The sequence below is a fragment of the Janthinobacterium sp. FT14W genome (assembly GCF_009208755.1).
GTDB lineage: Bacteria > Pseudomonadota > Gammaproteobacteria > Burkholderiales > Burkholderiaceae_D > Janthinobacterium > Janthinobacterium violaceinigrum.
Genome location: NZ_WFLL01000055.1, coordinates 1 through 19681, shown reverse-complemented (window position 1 = coordinate 19681; position 19681 = coordinate 1). Strand labels below are relative to the sequence as shown.

The following is a 19681-nucleotide window of genomic DNA, read 5'->3' as shown; positions in this document are numbered from 1 at the left end:
TTACCACATGATGACGCGCTGCTCGGGCGGCAGATACATCGGGTCCCCCGGCTTGATGCCGAACGCTTCATAGAAGCCGGGCTGGTTCATCACCGTGCCCTTGGCGCGGAATTCGCCGGGCGAATGGGGATCGCTCTTGATCTGCGCGATCGCCGCTTCCGGACGCAGTTTCGCGCGCCACTTCTGCGCAAAGCCGATGTACAGGCGCTGTTCGCCCGTCAAGCCGTCCAGCACGGGCGACGGCTTGCCGCCCAGCGAACGCTGGTAGGCCTTGTAGGTGATCGACAGGCCGGAATTGTCGCCGATGTTTTCGCCCAGGGTCAGCTCGCCGTTGATATGGTAGCCCGGCACGGGGCTGTAGGCGCCGTATTGCTTGACGAGGCCGGCGGCCAGCGCCTTGAAGGCTGCGCGGTCTTGCGCCGTCCACCAGTTGCGCAGACGGCCCTTGGCATCGTACTGGCTGCCCGAATCGTCGAACGCATGGCTGATTTCATGGCCGAAGGTGATGCCCAGCAAGCCGTAGTTGACGGCGTCTTCCGCCTTCACGTTGAAGAACGGCGGCTGCAGGATGGCGGCCGGGATCGTGATCGCATTGAGGGCCGGGCTGTAGCTGGCGTTGACGGTTTGCGGCGTCATCGACCATTCATCGCGGTCCACGGGCTTGCCCAGTTTTTCCAGGTTTTGCTGGCGGCCCCAGACACGCGCGGCCCGCACGTTGGCGACCAGGTCGTTCGGCTGCGTCTGCATGGCGCTGTAGTCGCGCCATTTATCCGGATAGGCGATCTTCGGCTTCAAGGCTGCCAGCTTGAGCTGGGCTTCCTTCTTGGTTTCCGGGCCCATCCAGTCGAGCTGCTCGATGCCCTCCTTGAACGACGCGACGAAATTGTCGAACATGGCCATCACACGCGGCTTGGTTTCCGGCGGCAGGTACATTTCCACGTAGCGCTTGCCCACGGCGTCGCTGATGGCCGCATCCGTGAAGCGCAGCGCCAGCTGCCACTGCGGTTCGCTTTGCGGCACGCCGCGCAGCACCGTGCCTTCAAAGGCGAAGCGCTCCTTGACGGTGGCGCTGTCCAGGTAGGATGCATAGCTTTCGATGATGCGCCAGTTCAGATAGCTCTTCCACGATTCCAGCGGCACGGCCGTCACGGTCTCGGAAAAACCCTGGATGAAGCTGGGCTGGCGCACCACGGCCAGCGTAGCCTTCGGCGCCAGGCCGGCAGCCGTAAAGTAGGCGTTCCAGTCGAAGGCCGGCGCCAGCGCGCCGAACTTGTCGAAGTCGACGCGGTTGTACGATTTGACGGGATCGCGCATCTGCACGCGCGTCCACTGCGCTGCCGCCAGGCGGGTCTCGATGTCGAGGATCTGCGCCGCATGTCCGGCAGCGGCCTTGTCGCCGCTCATGGCCAGCATGGTCTCGATATGCTTGAGATATTTCTCGCGCACGGACTTGAGCTTGGCGTCGTCATCCTTCAGGTAATAGTCGCGGTCAGGCAAGCCCAGGCCGGACTGGCTGACGTTGACCGTGTAGCGCTCGGGGTCCTGCGCATCGGGGGCCACGCCGGCCGAAAACGGCGTCTGGATGCCGTTGCGCTGCAAATAGGCAAACAGGGCCGGCAATTCCTTCTTGTCGCGGATGGCGGCGACGCGGGCCAGTTCGGCGCGCAGGGGCTTGAAGCCGGCCGCATCGCGCGCCTTTTCGTTCATGAAGCTCGTGTACAGATCGGCGATCTTGTGCGCCTCGCTGCCGGGTTTGCCAGGATGCTTCAAGGTGGCGTCGATCAGGCCGCGCAGCTGGCCCTGCGCGATTTCGCGCAATTCGATATACGTGCCCCAGACGGATTTGTCGGCCGGGATTTCCGTATTGCGGGTCCACACGCCATTGACGTAGCCGTAGAAGTCATCCTTGGGGCTGACGGCCGGGTCCAGGGTTTTCAGGTCGATGCCGGAAACGGGCGCGGCAGGCTGGGCGGCTTGCTGGGCATGCAGCGAGGGCGAGGACAAGGCGAACAAGGCGCAGCAGGCGGCGCTGATGAGTGAGCGTTTCACGAAGATTCCTTTAATTGTTTTGACTTCATGTGGGAGAACATGCTGTATCCAGGCATGGAGGCAGGATTATAGTCGGCCTGCCCGCCGCACAACAATGACGGTTGAACAATTCCAGCGATCCGATGGCCGCCGAAGCAAGCGTCAAGCCGCGCCCATGACCGGCAAATGTTACTATGTAACAATAGATATCCCAGACTGGAGCCGCTTGATGCAGGAATTCCGATTCAATGTTTTCGGCACGCTGATTGCCGTCCGGGGGACGCCGGGAGCATGGCGCGCCTTCTATCTCGGTGCGGAAGGCAAGCGCCGGCCCGCCGATTTCATCGTTCCCGACGATATTCAAGCAGAGGCGCTGTGCGTATACCTGGCCGACCTGTTCCATGAAGAGGCGACGCCGCGCAATCACACGGCAACGCGCATCGGCCCGCCCGCGTGCGGGGCCTGAGTTGCTTCACCGGCCTACTTCACCGGCTCGAACGTCACCGTCAGCCCATTGCCCGTGGTCCGGATCTGCGTGGGCACGAATTGCACGCCCGCATAGCGCAGTTCGTCCGGCTTGAACGTGTAGATGGGCGTTTCATGCATGAGCTGGTCGGCCACCAGGCTGGCCACCTTGGCGAACTGGCGCTGCTGCGACTCGTCCATGCCGTCGATGCTTACCTTGTCCACGCTCGCTTCGCTCAGGTAGACGGCGTTGCGCTGGGCGTCGAGCACGAGGCGGCCCGACATGGCCAGGCTGCCGCGCCAGCTCTGGCGTATGAACGGCGGCAAGACGCTGGCATCGACGCTGAGGGCCACTCGTTCGCGCTCGGGCTGCAAGGACAGTTGCGGGTGCGTCAGCTTGACATCCAGCACGGACAGCACGCGCTTGTCGATGGGAAAGCGGCGCTCCAGGCCTTGCTGCATCTTGCTCAGCGACACATTCACGTCGCGCGGGCCGATCAGGGTGGAGCACGAGGCCAGCACAGTGCAGGCCAAGGCGGCGATGGCGGCGGTTTTCAGCAAGGGACGCAGGGCAGTTGCATTCATGGATAGTCTCGGTGGAAAGATGGCGCCATCTTACACATGCGCCCGCTTTCACGCAAAAACCGGCGCACGCCTAGCAGCGGACGCCGGTTCGCATGCGGGCCGTGTCAGCGTACGAACAGGGCGATCAGTATGACGATGGGCAATGGAATGCCCAGCAGCAGCAAGAGGATGGAACGCATGGCAGTCTCCTGGAGTGAATTGGTGAATTAAGCGGTGAATTAAATGGTCACGTGGCGCAGCACGCGCTCGTGGTCGCGCTGGCGCCCGCCGAAGGTGGCGGCCAGGCTGGCCACGAAAGCGCCCAGCAGCAAGGCGACGAACATCCACAGGGCCGTGTGGGCACCGGCCTTGCGGGCCGTATCGGCCGCTTGCTGCGCCTGCGCCTTGGCATCGGCGGCGGCCTTGGCGGCGCGGCCGTAGACGGCGTCGACGCGCGCTTCCGCTTCCGCCTGCGTCAAGCCCGTGCGGCTGGCCACGAGCCGGCCCAGGTAGGCGCGGTCATCGGCGGCCAGGCCGCCCGTGGACAGGCCCGTGGCGAGAATCTTGCCGATTTCCACGCGCTGGCCGGCAACTGTCACGCCTGGGTCCGTTACCGCTGGCGCAGCAGTCGCGGCCGGTGCCGGGGCGGCGCGCAGCAGCATGTCGGAAAAATAGTCGAGCGGATTGGCACTGCCGCCCTCGCCCGCCTTGGCGCCGGCTGCACCGGCGCCTGCTGCCGCAGCGCCCGTCCCTACGGCCGGGCCCACTGCCGCCGCCACGCCGCTGCCCGCATCGATGGCGCCGCTGAGCACGGCGCGCGTGCCCCCGGCCAGCACGGCCACGGTGACCAGGGTGGCCACGGCCCAGGCCAGCAAGCCATGCGCCGTATCGCGGAAATGCACTTCATCCGTGTGGATGGCACTCCATTTCACGCGCAGCCGGCCCGCCATGTAGCCGCCGATGCCGGACGCGGCCAACTGCATGAAGGCCAGCCAGGCGATGGTCGACGCGCCGATGGCCGTGGCGTTGAACGACCACGGCGACACGGACGACAGGCCCAGGCCCACGCCGAGTATCAGCAGGATGAAGGACAAGGCGGCTGCCGCGGCAGCGCCCGCCAGCACGGCGCCCCAGGACACGCCCGGGTTATTCAAGTCCGAGACGGACAGTTGCGTAGCTTGCATGGAATTCTCCCTGTTGGCTTGTTTAAGTTGCTGGGAGAAGCATGCCGCCCCGGCGCCGCTGCGTATGTGCGACGCCATACACAATCTTGATATTTAGTTACTGCCTACTTGATGCCGTGATGGCTCATCAGGTCGTACAGGGTGGGCCGGCTCACGCCCAGCAACTCGGCCGCGCGGGCGATATTGCCGTCGGCCCGCGCCAGCGCGCGCACCATCACCTTGTATTCGGCCGCCTCGCGGGCCTGGCGCAGGTTGATGGCGTCTTCAAAGGGCGCCGCCTGCGTGCTGGCGGGCAAGCCCAGGTCGTCGGCCGCGATCTGCGGCCCGTCGCTCATGATGACGGCCCGCCTGATGCAGTTTTCCACTTCGCGCACATTGCCGGGCCAGCCATAGCTTTCGATCAGCTGCAGCGCGCCGGCGCTGAAATGCAGGCTGCTGCGCCCTTCGCTGGCGCAGAACTTGTTCTTGAAATGGTGGGCCAGCAAGGCAGCATCGCCGGCCCGCTCGCGCAGGGGCGGAATGCGCAGCACGATTTCGCTGAGGCGGTAAAACAGGTCTTCGCGGAAGCGCCCCTGTTCCGCCAGCACCTTCAGGTCCTGGTGCGTGGCGCACACGATGCGCACGTCGACGGCAATCTCGGCACGTCCGCCCACCCTTTCGATCACCCGCTCCTGCAGGAAGCGCAGCAATTTTGCCTGCAGCGCCATCGGCATGTCGCCGACCTCGTCGAGAAAGAAGGTGCCGCCGTGGGCCAGTTCGATCTTGCCCAGGGTTTGCCGCGCCGCGCCCGTAAACGCCCCCCGCTCATAGCCGAACAGCTCGCTTTCCAGCAGGTTTTCGGGAATCGCCGCGCAATTGATGGCAACAAAGCGCTGCGCATGGCGGCTGGACAGCGCATGCAAGCCCCGCGCAATCAGCTCCTTGCCGCTGCCCGAGTCGCCCAGCAGCATCACGCCGGCCGACGAGGGCGCCACCTTTTCCACGCTGCGGCACAGTTTCAGCATGCCGGGATCGCGGCTGACGATGCCGGCCAGGGGAGAATCGGCCTGCGTCTGCAGCATGCGGCGGTTTTCCTGCTGCATGGCGTGCAGGTAGAACGCGCGGGCGATGACCAGGCCCAGCATGTCGGCGTCGAACGGTTTCTGGTGAAAATCGTAGGCGCCCAGCGCGATGGCCTTCAAGGCATGCGCGCGCTCCTGGTTGCCCGACAGAATGATGACCTTGGTGTCCGGCGCCAGCGCGAGAATCTGCTGCAAGGTGGCCAGGCCTTCCGTGGCGCCGTCCGGATCGGGCGGCAAGCCCAGGTCCATCGTCACGACGGCCGGCTGGTGGCGCCGCACCAGCGCCAGCGCCGCTTCGCGCTCGCCCGCCAGCAAGACGTCATAACCGTCAAAACTCCAGTGCAGCTGCTTTTGCAGGCCGGGATCGTCTTCGATGACGAGCAGTTTTTGCTTGGCCATGGCACTCCTTTGCTATGCCGCGTGCAGCGGCAGGATCACGCGGAACGTCGTGCCCACCTGCGGCTCGCTGCGCACTTCCAGGCTGCCGCCCACTTCGCGCAAGTATTCGCGGCTTTCGAACACGCCGATGCCCATGCCCGCCGTCTTGGTCGTGTCGAACGGCTTGAACAGGCGTTCGCGGATGAACTGCTCGCTCATGCCCTGCCCCGTATCGTCGAGCTCGACCACGGCCGTGTGCTGCTCGCGCCGCAGCCGCACGGCCACCTTGCCATCGCTGGCCGTGGCCTCGATGGCGTTCTGGATCAGGTGGCCCAGCACGCGCTCCAGCCGCGCCCGGTTGGCCAGCACGGTCAGCTCGCCATCGACGATTTCCAGCCGCGGCGCGGGCGCCAGGCTGGCCTTGGCGGCCACGGCCTGGCGCAGCAAGCCGTCCAGCAGCAGCGGCGCCGGCGCTTCCGGCGCCTCGCCCCGCGCCAGTTTCTGCAGCAAGGTCTTCATTTTCTGCACGGAATGATCCAGGGTGCCCAGCATGTCTTCCTGGAAGGCGGGATTGGCGCGGTGCTTTTCCGCGTTGCTCAACAACAGGGACAGCTGGAACACGAGGTTCTTGAGGTCGTGCACGATGAAGGTGGACATGCGGTTGAACGAATCGAACTGGCGCGACACCGTCAGGGTATCGATTGATTCGCGGTGCGCCAGGTAGCTGGCGGCCTGGCTGCCGGCAATTTTCAGCACGTCGAGGATTTCCCAGTTCAGGCCGATGCGCGTGCGGGGCCGGGCCAGCGCGACAAACGCGAACAGCTGGCCGTGCAGCATCAGGGGCACCAGCAGCCACACGTCCGGCAGCGCCAGCAGCGGGGACGGCAACTGCAGGCCGCCGTACTGGCGGGGATTTTGCCGGCAGTCGGGCACGTCGATCACCCATTGCCTTGCCTCCATGAACTGGCACAGGGAGCCGGTGGCCGGTTCGCTCCAGGCGGACGGCGGCCAGTTCCAGCTGGCGGCCGGGACAAACTGCCCCTGGTCGCGCACGATCCACAGCGCGCCGGCGCGGCTTTCCACCAGCTGCGCCATGGCCTGTATCGTGCGCTCGCCCAGGGCCGGGCCATTTTCGGACAGCGCGCGCGTAAATCTCAGCCATTCTTCGCGGTAATCGAAGATGGCATTGTAAAAATGTTTATTAATGTAGACCTTGAGCTTGGCCCGCAGGCTGCCGGAAAACAGCACGCCCGCCAGCAACAGGGCCGCGCCGCCCAGGTAAGCCATCTGCATCAGCGAACCCCAGGTGCCGCCGAAGTAGCGCAGGTAATAGGCGCTGGCCGCCATGGCCAGCAGATAGATGGCCGAGCCCAGCAAGGCGGCCGAGCGGTACAGCATCTGGCGCGAGACGGACAGGCCCAGCGCCCAGCCCGGATTGCGCGCGGCCGACACGGCCAGCAGCGGCGCGCACAGGGCGTCGACGATGCCGCGCGCGGCCCAGATATCGTCGTTGATCGCGCGAAACAGCAAGGCGTCGCTGTACAGGTAGAAATCGTAGGCGAACAGCCCGCCCACGCCCAGGCACGCAAACTTGATGCCCCAGCGTTTCAACGGCGGCGTGTTGCGGTACCACTGTTCCACCAGCAGCATGCCCAGCACGGCCAGCAGCAAACGGCTGGCGCTGGCAATGATGCACGCCGGCAAAGGCAGCGCCAGCCACGACGAGGCCAGCGCGCACAGTGCGGGCGCCAGCGCCGTGAGGACGATGCCGGCCAGCACCAGGCGCAAGCGGGGCCGCGACGGTTCGATCAGCAGCAACAGGAACACCAGCCAGGCCAGGGTGCGCAGCAATTCCAGCGCATCGCCGGCCAGCGAGACGCGCTGTCCCAGCAGCGCCAGCACCACCGTGCCCGTGGCCCAGCCGCCCGTCGCCAGGCACGCCGCCAGCAAGGCCCGCACATTCTGCCGCGCGCGCCAGTTGCTGATCAATAGCAGCGCCAGCGCGAAGAAGGCCAGCGACGCCAGGCCATGGCTGAGCGCCGCCGCGTCGGCGGCCGCCAGCCAGGCCGACTGCGCCCGCATCATCGGCTGCCCTTGCCAAACAGCACCACCTGCACCGTGTCGAGCAGGATCAGCAGGTCGAGGAACAGGCTGTTGTTTTTAACATAATACAAATCGTATTGCAGCTTCTTCACGGCGTCATCGACGGAGGCGCCATATTGATAGCGCACCTGCGCCAGGCCCGTGATGCCGGGCTTGATGCTGTGGCGGATGTTGTAGTACGGCACCTGCTGCTTCAGTTGCTCGACAAAATAGGCGCGCTCGGGACGGGGCCCCACAAAGCTCATCTCGCCGCGAAACACATTGAACATCTGCGGCAGCTCGTCGATGCGCAGCTTGCGGATCCAATTGCCCACGCGCGTGATGCGCGCATCGTTGGCCTGCGCCCAGATGGGCTTGCCGTCGCGCTCGGCGTCGCAGCGCATGCTGCGAAATTTCAGCACCTTGAACGGCAAGCCATCGCGCCCCACCCGCTCCTGCTGGTAAAACACGGGCCCGCCGTCTTCCAGGCGGATGCAGATGGCCGTCGCCAGCATCACGGGCAGCGCCGCCAGGCAGATGACGCTGCTGGCGGCCAGGTCGAACAGGCGCTTCGACGCGGCGCGGAAGAAACTCTGATCGAAGCCGCCGCCATAGATCAGATAGCTGGGCTGCAGTGAATCGATGCGGATCTGGCAGGCCTCGCGCTCGAAAAACGTGGCCGCGTCGATCACCTTGACGCCGCCCAGCGCGCATTCCAGTAGTTGCTTGGCAGGAAACGCACCATTGCGCCGGTCGCTGACGGAGACGACGATCTCATGCGCGGCATGCCGCTGGGCCATGGCCAGCAACGACGGTTCGGCCGGCAGCAAGGCCGAGGCGGGCACGCAGCATTGCTCTCCAGCCACATCGATGCAGCCGACGACGGTGAACTGGTGGAAACCGATCTTGCTGGCGGCCAAGTCCATGCATTCGCGCGCCAGCGCCCCGCCGCCCACCAGGATCAGCCGGCCTTCCATCAGCGCCGATTGCGAGGATTTGAACACCACCAGGCGCGCCAGCAGCACGCCGATGGCGCCCAGGCCGAAGATCAGCACGCTGCCGCGCCCGAATTGCAGCGCGGGAATGAAGCGTATCAGCACGCTGAGCACGGCAAAACCCAGCGCAAACGACGGCAGGATGCGCAGCAGGGTGTTGCGGATATCTTCGCGCGAACGGTGCTGGTACATGCCCAGCGCGCTCATGCTGAACACGATGACCAGCGTAAAGATCGAGGAAGACAGGTAAACCTCGCTCGCCCGCACGAGGCGGCTACCGTCTGCCAGCCACAGCAAGGAAGTCAGGGTGGCCGACAGCAGCAGGATCATGATTTCCAGCAACAGCAAGATAAACGCTGTTTTCGAGACATAATGGCTGAAGATGCGGATCATGGTTCCTCCTGCGGCAAGAAGCATCGGGCCCGGCACGGGGCGGCCTGCTGCTGTCCTGCCATCATGGCGAACTGTTCCGCGAAGACATTGATGCGCCACAAGCTACGGCCCCAGCTATCTTTCGCTTGCAGAATTTATCTCAACACATTACCGAATGCAGGGAAATGGCATATAGTATGCATCCCCTAAAAGAGATAAATGTCATGAAATTTGATGTAGCGATTGTCGGCAGTGGCCTGGCGGGTTTATCGGTTGCACTGCATTTAGCTGAGACGCGCACCGTCGCGATCATTTCCAAACGCGCGCTGCTCGATGGCGCCAGCAACTGGGCGCAGGGCGGGATCGCGGCCGTGCTGGACTCGGGCGACAGCCACCAGCAGCACATCGAAGACACCCTGATCGCGGGCGGCGGCCTGTGCGACGAAAGCGCCACGCGCTACATCGTCGAGCACGGCCGCGAAGCCATCGAATGGCTGATCGAGCAAGGCGTGCCGTTTACGCGCGACGCCTCGGCCGAGCTGGGTTTCCACCTGACCCGCGAAGGGGGACACAGCCAGCGCCGCATCATCCACGCGGCCGACGCCACGGGCCACGCCGTGCAAGTCACGCTGGAAGAAAAGGTGCGCGCCCATCCGAACATCACCCTGTTCGAACACCATTGCGCGATCGACCTCATCACTTCCGACAAGCTGGGCATGAAACCGGCGCAGCGCAATGCGCAACCGCATTGCCACGGCCTGTACGTGCAGGATGAGCAAACGGGCAAGGTCCTGACCTTTGCCGCCGAACACACGGTGCTGGCCACGGGCGGCGCCGGCAAGGTGTACTTATATACAACGAATCCCGACACGGCCAGCGGCGACGGCATCGCCATGGCCTGGCGCGCCGGCTGTCGCGTCTCGAACATGGAATTCATCCAGTTCCACCCGACCTGCCTGTACCACCCGTACGCGAAGTCCTTCCTGATCACCGAAGCCATCCGTGGCGAAGGGGGCTTGCTGAAACTGCCGCCAGAAGCGGGCGCGGCAGCGGGCACGCGCTTCATGCTGGCCCACGACGAGCGGGCCGAACTGGCGCCGCGCGACGTGGTGGCGCGCGCCATCGACTTCGAGATCAAGAAACGGGGCCTCGACTACGTGCACCTGGACATCAGCCACAAGCCGGCCGAATTCCTCATCGAACACTTCCCCACCATCTACGCGCGCTGCCTGGAACTGGGCATCGACATCACCAAGCAGCCGATTCCCATCGTGCCGGCCGCCCACTACACGTGCGGCGGCGTCGTGACGGATCTGTCCGGCCGCGCCGACCTGCCGGGCCTGTACGCGGTGGGCGAGACGGCGTGCACGGGCTTGCATGGCGCCAACCGCCTGGCGTCGAATTCCCTGCTCGAATGCATCGTCATCGGCCGCGCCTGCGCGCAAGACATCGAAAGCAAGGAAAAGCTGGGCACGCCATACTTGCCCGACTGGGATGAAAGCCGCGTCACGGATGCGGACGAGGAAGTGGTGATTTCCCACAACTGGGACGAACTGCGCCGCTTCATGTGGAATTACGTGGGCATCGTGCGCACGACCAAGCGCCTGGAGCGGGCCCAGCACCGCATCGCCCTGCTGAAGGAAGAAATCGACGAGTACTACCGCAACTTCCGCATCACGCACGACTTGCTGGAGCTGCGCAATCTCGTCGACGTGGCCTCGATGATCGTCAACAGCGCCCTGTCCCGCCGCGAAAGCCGCGGCCTGCACTTCAGCCGCGATTATCCGGAAACGTTACCGAAGGCCATCGCCAGCGTGCTGACGCCGCCGCATCGCTGACAGCGGTTGGAATGCGCGCCGGGCAGGCACTGGCGCGCATTATTCTTCCGGCATCTCAAACTCGATGCCATCTTCCGTGTAGGACATCTTGGCGGAAGCGCCCGTGCATTCCCCCTGCGGCACATCGGCCAGATAGCGGCACTCGCTTTCCACGCTGCCATCCGCACGCCAGTGCCGGGTCCAGCCCTGGCGCTCGCCATCGGCGTATTCGATCAGCTGTTTCGGCTTGCCATCGGCGTACCAGGAACGCAGGGCGCCCTCCTCGCGGCCGCCCCCGTTCCACTGCTTGTGCACGATCAATACGCCGGCCCGGCTGAAACGCTGTTCGCTGCGCAGGATATTGCGGCCGCTGTGCGTGCGCTTGCTGGCGACTTTGCCGTCCGGATAATATTCCACGCTCTCGCCCGCCGGCTGGCCATCGACGTAATGCGTCGTGCGCTGCACCTTGCCATCTGGGAAATATCCGGTGCTCGGTCCCGTGATGATGCCGTTGACATATTGCCTGCGGCTTTGCACGGCGCCGTCCGGATAGAACAGCAGCAGTTCGTCCGGCTGGCCCTTGACTTTCGTCGTGCGCGTGCGCAGCTTGCCATCCGTGTCGAAGGTTTCCACCACGCCATCGGCATGCACCTGGTCGTCGGACTGGCCCGCCGCGCTTTCCAGCACGCCATTGCGCCAGCTGACGCGCAAGGCCAGCTGGCCATTCGGCCGATACTGCGTCTGCACGCCCTCCTGCACGCCGCGCCCGTCCTGCTCCACCTGCATTTCCAGCTGGCCATGCGGGTAATACATGCTGTAATTGCCCACCAGCTTGCCGCGCAGGTAATCGGGAGCGTCGACCTGGCCCGTCAGCCGCTTCGGCTCGCCTTCGCGCACGTGCACCACATCGACTTGCCAGGTGCCCGGTGTCTTGCCTGGCGGCAGCGGCAGCACGAGTGCGTAACGCGCGCTTTCCATGGCCTCGCCGCCTGACAGATTGTGGTTCAGGTACAGACGGGCCTTGCCATCGGCACAGTGCGCATCGCAGCCGCGCAGCACGCGGATGAGGGGAATGGTGTCGGCCTGATCTGGCGCCGGGCAGGCAAGGATGCGCACCAGCACGGGGTTCCTGTCGCGTATCATGTTGGCCAGCTCGGTCTTCATGACGCCATACTGCTCCTCGCTCAGTCCGACCGACGCGGCATCCATGCGCAGCTGCCGGCCGCCGCAGCCCGTATCGCCGGCCACGGTCAGCACGTCGCCCGCCCTACTTCCAGGCGCGGCCTTGATCGCCGTGATCACTTGCCGCTGCACGATTTCGGCGTGGGCCATGGCCGGCAACAGCAGCAAGGCAGCCAGCAGATAGTTCAATTCAGTGCGCGCCATGCCTGCTCCTTGCGTTGCAATTCCGGCGACTGCGGCGCATCGCCGCACCCGCCCTGGGCCTCGCCGGCCACATACCGGCATTCGCTGTTCAAAGCACCATCCTCGCGCCAGCTGCGGCTCCAGCCGTCGCGCCGGTCGTTCATGTAGTCGATCGCGTGTTCGGGCTTGCCGTTCTCGTACCACGAGCGCGACGTGCCCTGCTCGCGCAGCTGCGCATCCCAGCGTCGCTCCAGTACCAGCACGCCCTGGGGACTGTAACGCCGGACGCTCAGCAGTCCGCCACCATCGCCATATTGCTGGCGGCTTTGCACCTTGCCATCCGGATAGAATTCCAGCGCCTCGCCCACAGGTAGATCGTTGACCTGCGTCATGCTGGCGCGCACGGCGCCATCGGGGTAGTAATCCGTGGTGCTGCCATTGAACTTGCCCTTGCTCACTTGCGTTCTGTTCGACACTTTCCCATCGGGAAAATACGCGAGCAGTTCGCCTTCCATGCGTCCATCGCGCAGCACATAACTGGTGCTCAGCTTGCCATTTTCGTCAAACGTCTGCACGGGACCGTCCACGCGCTGTCCCTCGCGGTACACGCTGGCCTCGCGCAGCTTGCCCGTGGCGTGATATTGCTGGTGCGTGCCTTCCGGCAAGCCATGACGCCAGTTGCCACGCGATTCCAGGCTGCCATTGGCACGATAGAGGCTAGTCACGCCATCCTGCCGGCCTTGTCCATCCTGCGCCACCTGCTTTTCGATCTTGCCATCGGGGTAATACGTGACATAGCCGCCCACCAGCTCGCCCTGTGCATAATCGGCGCGGTTGACCTGGCCGGACAGGCGCAGCTTGCGGCCCGCCACGCTATAAATGTCCACCTTCCACGTGCCCGGCTGTTTGCCTTTCGGCAAAGGCAACAGCAGCACGTTGGGTGCCTGTTCCCGCTCGATGGGATAGAAACGCTCGTGCAGGTACAGCCGGGGCCGGCCATCGGCGCAGTCGGCTGGCGTGCAGGCGGCGATCTCGCGCACGATGGGCACGCTCGCATCCTCCGGGCATTTTTTCACGGTGACGAGCATGGGCGTCCTGGCGCGCATGCGTTCAGCAAGCTGGACTTTCAATGCTGCGTACGGCGCCTCGTCCAGGTTCACCGAGCGCGCATCCATGCGTATCTGCTTGCCGCCACAGGCCGTCGTGCCGGCAATAGTGAACACATCGCCGCCTTCGCTATCGGGCTCGCCGGCCATGCTGGTCACCACCAGGCGCTGCACGATGTCCGCCTGCGCCATGCCCGGGGTCAGCAAGGAAGCGCCCAGCACGGCGCATATCGTCTTGATTTTCATGGTATTCCTCTAATTTTCCGCCGTGACGGCGACACCGCCCGGCACGAAGCTGACCCGGCCATCGCGGTAACGCAGCAGCACCACTACCTTGGCATCCTGCAATTGACCGTGCTGCACGGCCGGCAGATAGGTCCAGCGTTTCACGCTATCGAGCAGCACCTTGTTGAGCATGGGTTCCATCGGCAATTCCGCCGTCGCATGCGTCAGGCTGCCGTCGGCGGCGATCGACAGGATCAAGCGGTTTTCACCCGTTGCGTGCTTTGCATCGAGCACGCCATACTCGACCGTCGTCATGGTCTCGCGCTGCACGCCGCCGACCTGGTCCCGCAGGGGCGGCATGGCCTGAAGTTTTTGCGCCAGCAGCACGCCATCGGCCAGCGTCTTGTCCCAGCGCTTCTGGTAGGCGCCCGGTTGCGCCAGGCGCAACACCCTGGCGGTCAGGTCCATGCGCTGCATGGTGCGCGCGACGCCATTGTCGGCCGGCTCGCCCGGGTCCGCCGGCAAGGCGTTCTGCACGGCATAGCGGTAAGCCGTCAGCCGCGCCAGCGCCACCAGATTGACGGCATCGCGCTCGTCGCCACCGCGCAGCTGTGCAGCCGCCGCGATGCCCAGCCAGGCCGTGCCATCGGTCGGGCGCGCCCACACGGCTTGCTCGAAGTACTGGCGCGCCGCCTGCCCTTCGTTCAGGCTCAGGTGCATGCGGCCCATGGCCGCCGCCACCAGATGGTCGCGCGGATTGGCTTGCAGCAGATCAAGGTAACTGGCGACCAGCGCCGGCTCATAGCCGGGCACCCAGCCCAGGCCTTCCAGCAACGAGGCGCGCAACTGCGCCTGCGTGCGGTCGCCGCCGTAGCCGGACTGCTTTTCTTCGCCGGCACGGTACAGCAGTTGCAAGCCCCGTGTGACGGCATCGTCGTCGCCCTTGCTGATCGCTTGCGACAGGCTGCGCACGGCCTTGCGGGCATCGGACGGCTGGAAACCGGCCGTCCTGCGCGGACGCCAGGAAAATACTTCCAGGCCTGCCGCCTGCTCGGCTTGCGCCTGCAAGCTGGCCTTGTCCTTCACTGCATCGGGCGACGAAGTCCAGGCCGTAAAGCCGATCAGGAACAGCACGATCAGCACCACCACCACGCCCCAGCCCTTGCCGGAAATGCCGGTGCCAGTGTTGCCCGCCAAGGGGATGGAAACCGGCGCCTGCCCCGGCGCCGTGCGGCGCGCGCTGCGCTGCTGCGGCAACGATTGCTGCTGCAGCAGCGTCTGCTGCGCCTGCACCGACGCTTGCGCGGCAGCACCGATGACCTTGTCGCGCGCACAGGCGGCGCAGCCCAGGCCCGCAAAATGCTGGTGTTCGGGATGCACGGCACACACGACGAGCTTGCCGCCGCTGCGCTGCGCATAGCCGCGCAGTAACTGCGCCCAGTCGGCCGCCGACGGCCGCTGGGGTTTCGGCGACGGGGAAAACGCGCGGTCGAACATGGCGCGCAATTCGGGCGGCATCAGCGCATGGCCGCTGGTGGCGTTCGGCGCCAGCTGCTTGTGGTGTTTTAGCCCATACGCATAGCAGCCGTCGCGGATGCGCCCGGGTATGTCGCTTGCCACTTGCGCATGGCCGGGCCGCCCGCTGTACGGGTGGATGCCGAAGTTGAGCAACTGGAAGATGACGACGGCCAGGGCAAAGCGGTCTTGCGCCATTTCCGCGCCCGCCGGCATGCCCTGGCGCTGGAACTCCGGCGCCAAATAGTCGGCCGTAAATTGCTCGGCAGGAAAACGCTCCGCATGGCCCTGGATGCTGAAGCCGTCGCAGTCGAGCATGGCGATGTACAGCGAGTCGCGGTAAAAGCGCAGGTTCACGGGTTTCAGATCGACCACGTAATGCTGCTGCTGGTGCAGCGCGTCGATGACGGCGGCCAGGTTGGCGGCCAGGGTCAGCTTGGGACCGAGCCCCGTGGGCAAGCCGGCCGCGCGCGCCTGCCGCTCCTGCATGATGTGTTCCAGCTCGGCCGTTTGCGCCATGTCCAGCAGGGGCATGACGAAGCCCGCGAAGCCCCCCTGGCCATCGAACACGGCCGCTTGCGGCCAGGCGATCTGCACGTAGCGCTTGCCGTTTTCCATTTGATCGGGCAACTCGGGCGACAGTTCCAGCATCGCTTCAAGCTTGCGCCGGTTGCCGGCCCGGTCCAGGTGCGGGTGGTACAGCTTGGCCACCTGCGCAGGCGCGCCAGGCAGCAGATACACGCTGCCCGCGCCGCCGCTCTTGACGAGTTTGCCCAGGATCAGGCTGCGGACTTTATCCAGCCAAATTTTTCCACCCGGACTCAGGCCGGGCGTGACTCCCTGCTTCTGGCTCATGCGCGCAAGGCCAGCAGCAGGGTCTTGTCATCGCCCGTGATCTGGTGCGTGCGCGGGTCGGCCAGGGTGGACGCCAGCGCCGTATTGCCCAGCTCGACGCTGTCGACCGTGCGCAGATAGCCTTGCACGGCATCCATGAACGGCGCGTACAAGCCCCCATTGTTCTTGCTCATGGCAAAGGGCATGCAGCCGTCCGACATCAGCACGACGCCGTGCACGGACGGGGGAATCGGCAGCAGCCGCAGCTGTTCGCGCCAGCGTTCGCCGCTGAGAAAATAGGTTTCGTTCGCATATTCGCCGTTGGCGGGCAGCGAAATCAGTTCGCCGCCATCGCCCAGCTGCGCCACGCCCAGGCCGTCGCCCAGGTGGAAAAAGAAACCGTTGTCGGCGCCCATCACCACGCCGACGACCGTGGCGGCGTAGTCGTCGAGGGTGGCGTCGGCGGCGCGGGCGATGTCGCCCAGCGCGGCGCGGATCTGCGCCAGGGTGGCTGCCAGCGCGCCGTCCTGTAAATCCTGCACGCTGGCGCCCTGCTCCAGCCGGCCGGCAAGCGCCTGCACGGTTTGCGCAGCAACAAACTGCGCGCCCTGCTCGCTAAGCCTGGCCGAACCGGCGCCATCGCAGACGATGGCCAGCAAGACGTCGCCCACGACGGCGTGCGCGTGCGCATCCTGGCAAGCGATGTCTTTGTCCAGGTGCGCCTTGCCCGTGACGGAGGCGCCGAACACGCGCCACATATTCTGTACTGCAGTCATGGATCAGCGGGCTTTCATGTATTCACGACCGACCAGCCGTCCGTCGACGCCAGCTGCGCCTGCGCGCCGGGACGCGATTGCGACACCACTTGCATGCTGGCACTGAGCCACAGGAACAGTTCGCGGAACTGCAAGCCTTTCAGCTGCTTCACGCCCCGCTCGCCCCGGCTGGAAAACTGCCCCAGGGAATCGATATTCGCGTTGTCGCCCACGGCGATGGGGAAGATCGCCACCTTGTTCGATTGTTCCGCCGCGCGCGCCTGCTCGGCCCCGTGCTGCCAGCGGTCCGTCGGCTCGCCGTCCGACATCAGGAACAGCCACGGCCGCGTGTATGCCACGCCCGCCTGGCGGAAGCGCTGCTTTTCCTGCTCGATTTCCGCCAGCGCCAGTTCCACGGCCGCGCCCGTCGGCGTAGTACCGTTCGCTACCAACCGGGGCGCCGTGAAATCCATGGCGTCGCACCAGTTGCTGGCGACGACCGCTTCATCATGCGCGCCATATTGAATCACGAGGATGCGCACGCGCTTGGCGGCGATCACGTCGGATTTCAATTCCTGTTCCAGCAAGGCCAGGCCTTCGTTCAGCAGCGACACGGGGTCGCCATCCATGCTGCCGGAGCAGTCCAGCACGAGCACCAGCGGCGTGCGTTGTTCGGTATTGTCGACCAGGGCGACGTCGGGGATCATTATTGAACTCATGGGCAATCGGTAAATGTAAAATCGAACATAGTGCGAATCTTACATCATGGGCGTGTTTTACCAGCGCAAGTTTCCTACAGAACACTATCCAGGCATATTTCTGCGGACCATTGCGGCAACGATGTCTTTGTACTATCTTGAAAGATGCCCAGGCCAGATGGCAGCGACTAGCCCTTCCTCACAAAGGTGGTGTGGATCGCTGCGCCACACCGCCCTTACCCAGTTCCGCACCTGCACGCCTGCGGCACACTGATGTAATCAGGCAATGGGGGCAAGCATGGGGACAGTGGCAGCAACGGCGGACGTGGGCAAACTGATCGCCGCCCTGTACGGCGCGGCCTGCGGCGAAAACGACTGGCCGCAGCTCGACAGCGCAGGCCTGAACGGTGCGCAATGGCAGGAACTCTTGCCGCATCTGCAACGCGCGCGATGCCTGCAGCAGCGCCTGTGCGAGTCGCAACTGGCCAGCCACTGCGCGCTGGCGGCGCTCGACGCCATGGGAACCGCCGTGCTGGTGCTCGACGCCAGCCTCGGACTGCGCTTCGCCACCCCCGCCGGCCACGCCTTGTATGCGGCGCAACTGGCGCATGCCGCGCCGCCCGCCCTGGTGCGCGCCGTGCGCCTGGTGATCGCCAGCGCTGGCGGCGCAGCGCAATGCCAGTCGCTGCGCCTGACGCGCACGCAGCAGGCGCCGCTGGCGCTCACTGTCACCCCGCTTGCCGCCTGCCAGCCCCCATGCGCACTGCTGATCGCCCGCGACCCCACGCAAACGAGCACGTCCATTCCTGCCTTGCGCCAGCTGTTTGACCTGACGCAGGCCGAAGCGCAAGTGGGCAAGGCCCTGGCGCAAGGGGCCACCATCGAGGAAATCGCCGCGCGCGGCGGCATCAGCGTCAACACCGTCAAGACCCATCTGCACCACACTTATCTGAAAACGGATACGCGGCGCCAGGGCGAACTGATCGCCCTGATCCACGGCGCCACGGCGCACCTGGCCGTGCTCGACGCCTGAGGCCGTGTCATCCGATCGGATGATGCGCACGGCAACTTGCCTGCCTACACTGGCAAGACCGGCTGCCCGCACCTTGCCAGTGTGACAGCACCGCACGCGGACCAGCCGGTTCGATTTCCCTGGCACCCACATCAACATCGCCGTGCCGGCAGCGGACGGCACCACAATTCAAGGATGGGCTGGAAAATGAAAACATGGATACTCGCCGGCACCCTGGGCATCTGCGCCCTGCTGGCCAATGCGCAATCGCTCCCCGACAGCCAGACCGTCGTCATTCCAGGCGGGCGCCTGCAGACGATCGAACTGCCGGCACACCGGCATTTCATGAGTGCCGAAACGTTTGGCCAGTTCCGCGGCGCCTACGAGCTGTCGAACGGCCAGGTGCTCTACCTGCGCAATGCGGGCAGCCTGGGCGCCATGATGTATGCGCGCATCGACGACCAGGAAGAACACCGCATCATCGCCACCGACAGCAACCGTTTCGTCGCGCTCGACCGGCAACTGGCCATGCGCATCGACCTGCGCGACAACGGCAGCGTGGGAGGCGAAGTGCTGATGCAGGTGCCTGCCGAGAAACTGGCCAGCGGCGACATCGTGCCCGCCCACGTGCAAAGCCTGAGCCTGGCGTCGCGTTGATGCGGCACGCCCCGTTCCCCATGGGTGGCAGCCATGAGCAAACAGTATTCTGTCCAACAGCAAAACGCGCTGGCCCTGGCCGCCATCAAACAGACGGCGGCCTGGTGGCGCGCGCGCCCCGTGCCTGAGGCCTTGCGCCAGTGCGCGGCCAGCCACGGGGTGGCGCTCGACGCGGCCATCATGCTCGACCTGCAGCTGGCCTTCCCCGGCATGCCCGCCGTGTCCGGCAAGCTGCTGAGCGCCGATGGCCATTTCATCCACTTCGAGATGGACCTCGACGAGGCCCTGCACCCCTTGCCCGGCAGCGTGGCGTGGGACGACATCAGCGCCCGCTACGACCTGGCCGCCCACAAGCGGGGCACGGGCGTGGGCTACGGGGTGCTGTGCCAAAAAGTGCTGCAGGAATTGAATCGCGGAGCGTGCTAGGGTCTATCTGACTGTTTTCAGAGGAGCCATAGAATCATTGTTGCGATAATCACGACTGCCAGATAATTGTGTCCGCGTTTATCGTAGCGAGTTGCGACGGCGCGGAAATCTTTCAGGCGGTTGATTGCGCGCTCGACGACAT

16 protein-coding genes and 1 pseudogene are annotated in these 19681 nt (G+C 65.2%); 5 read left to right on the top strand and 12 right to left on the bottom strand.

The window, feature by feature from the left end:
- Entirely contained in the window at nt 1-2049 is a 2049-nt protein-coding gene (locus tag GCN74_RS25075; protein WP_152259179.1) for a M13 family metallopeptidase, read from the bottom strand.
- A 208-nt stretch (nt 2050-2257) separates the two neighbouring features.
- Here GCN74_RS25075 and GCN74_RS25070 point away from each other — a divergent pair, with 208 nt between their 5' ends.
- On the top strand, nt 2258-2494 hold the full coding sequence (locus GCN74_RS25070; protein WP_152259188.1) for a hypothetical protein: 237 nt from the start codon (nt 2258-2260) through the stop codon (nt 2492-2494).
- 14 nt (nt 2495-2508) lie between these two features.
- On the opposite strand, the gene GCN74_RS25065 is transcribed toward GCN74_RS25070, so the two are convergent.
- The 5 genes from GCN74_RS25065 to GCN74_RS25045 form a co-directional block, all read right to left on the bottom strand.
- Nucleotides 2509-3078: a DUF1439 domain-containing protein gene (locus GCN74_RS25065; protein ID WP_152259178.1), complete on the bottom strand. Its 570-nt coding sequence runs from the start codon at nt 3076-3078 to the stop codon at nt 2509-2511.
- A 218-nt stretch (nt 3079-3296) separates the two neighbouring features.
- Nucleotides 3297-4241: a hypothetical protein gene (locus tag GCN74_RS25060; protein WP_152259177.1), complete on the bottom strand. Its 945-nt coding sequence runs from the start codon at nt 4239-4241 to the stop codon at nt 3297-3299.
- A 104-nt stretch (nt 4242-4345) separates the two neighbouring features.
- Nucleotides 4346-5701 (bottom strand): PEP-CTERM-box response regulator transcription factor, encoded by a 1356-nt coding sequence (gene prsR / locus GCN74_RS25055; protein WP_152259176.1) that lies wholly within the window; start codon nt 5699-5701, stop codon nt 4346-4348.
- A gap of 12 nt (nt 5702-5713) precedes the next feature.
- Entirely contained in the window at nt 5714-7765 is a 2052-nt protein-coding gene (gene prsK / locus GCN74_RS25050) for an XrtA/PEP-CTERM system histidine kinase PrsK (RefSeq protein WP_152259175.1), read from the bottom strand.
- On the bottom strand, nt 7762-9150 hold the full coding sequence (locus GCN74_RS25045; RefSeq protein WP_152259174.1) for a TIGR03013 family XrtA/PEP-CTERM system glycosyltransferase: 1389 nt from the start codon (nt 9148-9150) through the stop codon (nt 7762-7764). The genes prsK and GCN74_RS25045 overlap by 4 nt, the downstream gene beginning before the upstream one ends.
- 203 nt (nt 9151-9353) lie before the next feature.
- Here GCN74_RS25045 and nadB point away from each other — a divergent pair, with 203 nt between their 5' ends.
- Nucleotides 9354-10967, top strand: coding sequence for an L-aspartate oxidase (gene nadB / locus GCN74_RS25040; protein WP_152259173.1), 1614 nt, complete (start codon nt 9354-9356; stop codon nt 10965-10967).
- 39 nt (nt 10968-11006) lie between these two features.
- Here the strand turns inward: nadB and GCN74_RS25035 are convergent, their stop codons facing one another.
- The 5 genes from GCN74_RS25035 to GCN74_RS25015 are packed head-to-tail and all read right to left on the bottom strand — an operon-like array spanning nt 11007 to nt 17465.
- On the bottom strand, nt 11007-12332 hold the full coding sequence (locus tag GCN74_RS25035; RefSeq protein ID WP_193317248.1) for a toxin-antitoxin system YwqK family antitoxin: 1326 nt from the start codon (nt 12330-12332) through the stop codon (nt 11007-11009).
- Nucleotides 12314-13663 (bottom strand): toxin-antitoxin system YwqK family antitoxin, encoded by a 1350-nt coding sequence (locus GCN74_RS25030; protein WP_152259171.1) that lies wholly within the window; start codon nt 13661-13663, stop codon nt 12314-12316. Before GCN74_RS25030 ends, GCN74_RS25035 begins: the two co-directional genes overlap by 19 nt.
- A gap of 9 nt (nt 13664-13672) precedes the next feature.
- Nucleotides 13673-16012 carry a hypothetical protein gene (locus tag GCN74_RS25025; RefSeq protein ID WP_152259170.1) on the bottom strand — a complete coding sequence of 780 codons (2340 nt, stop codon included), beginning with the start codon at nt 16010-16012 and terminating at the stop codon, nt 13673-13675.
- Nucleotides 16009-16767, bottom strand: coding sequence for a PP2C family serine/threonine-protein phosphatase (locus GCN74_RS25020; protein WP_152259169.1), 759 nt, complete (start codon nt 16765-16767; stop codon nt 16009-16011). Before GCN74_RS25020 ends, GCN74_RS25025 begins: the two co-directional genes overlap by 4 nt.
- A 14-nt stretch (nt 16768-16781) precedes the next feature.
- On the bottom strand, nt 16782-17465 hold the full coding sequence (locus GCN74_RS25015) for a vWA domain-containing protein (RefSeq protein WP_152259168.1): 684 nt from the start codon (nt 17463-17465) through the stop codon (nt 16782-16784).
- Nucleotides 17466-17742: 277 nt separating this feature from the next.
- Between GCN74_RS25015 and GCN74_RS25010 the strand changes: the two genes are divergently transcribed.
- From GCN74_RS25010 to GCN74_RS25000, 3 genes are all read left to right on the top strand, one after another.
- Nucleotides 17743-18477 carry a helix-turn-helix transcriptional regulator gene (locus tag GCN74_RS25010; protein ID WP_193317247.1) on the top strand — a complete coding sequence of 245 codons (735 nt, stop codon included), beginning with the start codon at nt 17743-17745 and terminating at the stop codon, nt 18475-18477.
- A 186-nt stretch (nt 18478-18663) separates the two neighbouring features.
- Nucleotides 18664-19113 (top strand): hypothetical protein, encoded by a 450-nt coding sequence (locus GCN74_RS25005; RefSeq protein WP_152259166.1) that lies wholly within the window; start codon nt 18664-18666, stop codon nt 19111-19113.
- A 33-nt stretch (nt 19114-19146) separates the two neighbouring features.
- The gene (locus GCN74_RS25000; protein WP_152259165.1) at nt 19147-19539 is read left to right on the top strand and encodes a hypothetical protein; all 393 of its coding nucleotides are present in this window, start codon (nt 19147-19149) and stop codon (nt 19537-19539) included.
- Nucleotides 19540-19556: 17 nt separating this feature from the next.
- Here the strand turns inward: GCN74_RS25000 and GCN74_RS24995 are convergent.
- Nucleotides 19557-19681 (bottom strand): annotated as a pseudogene (locus tag GCN74_RS24995) (IS5/IS1182 family transposase); the annotation flags it as partial.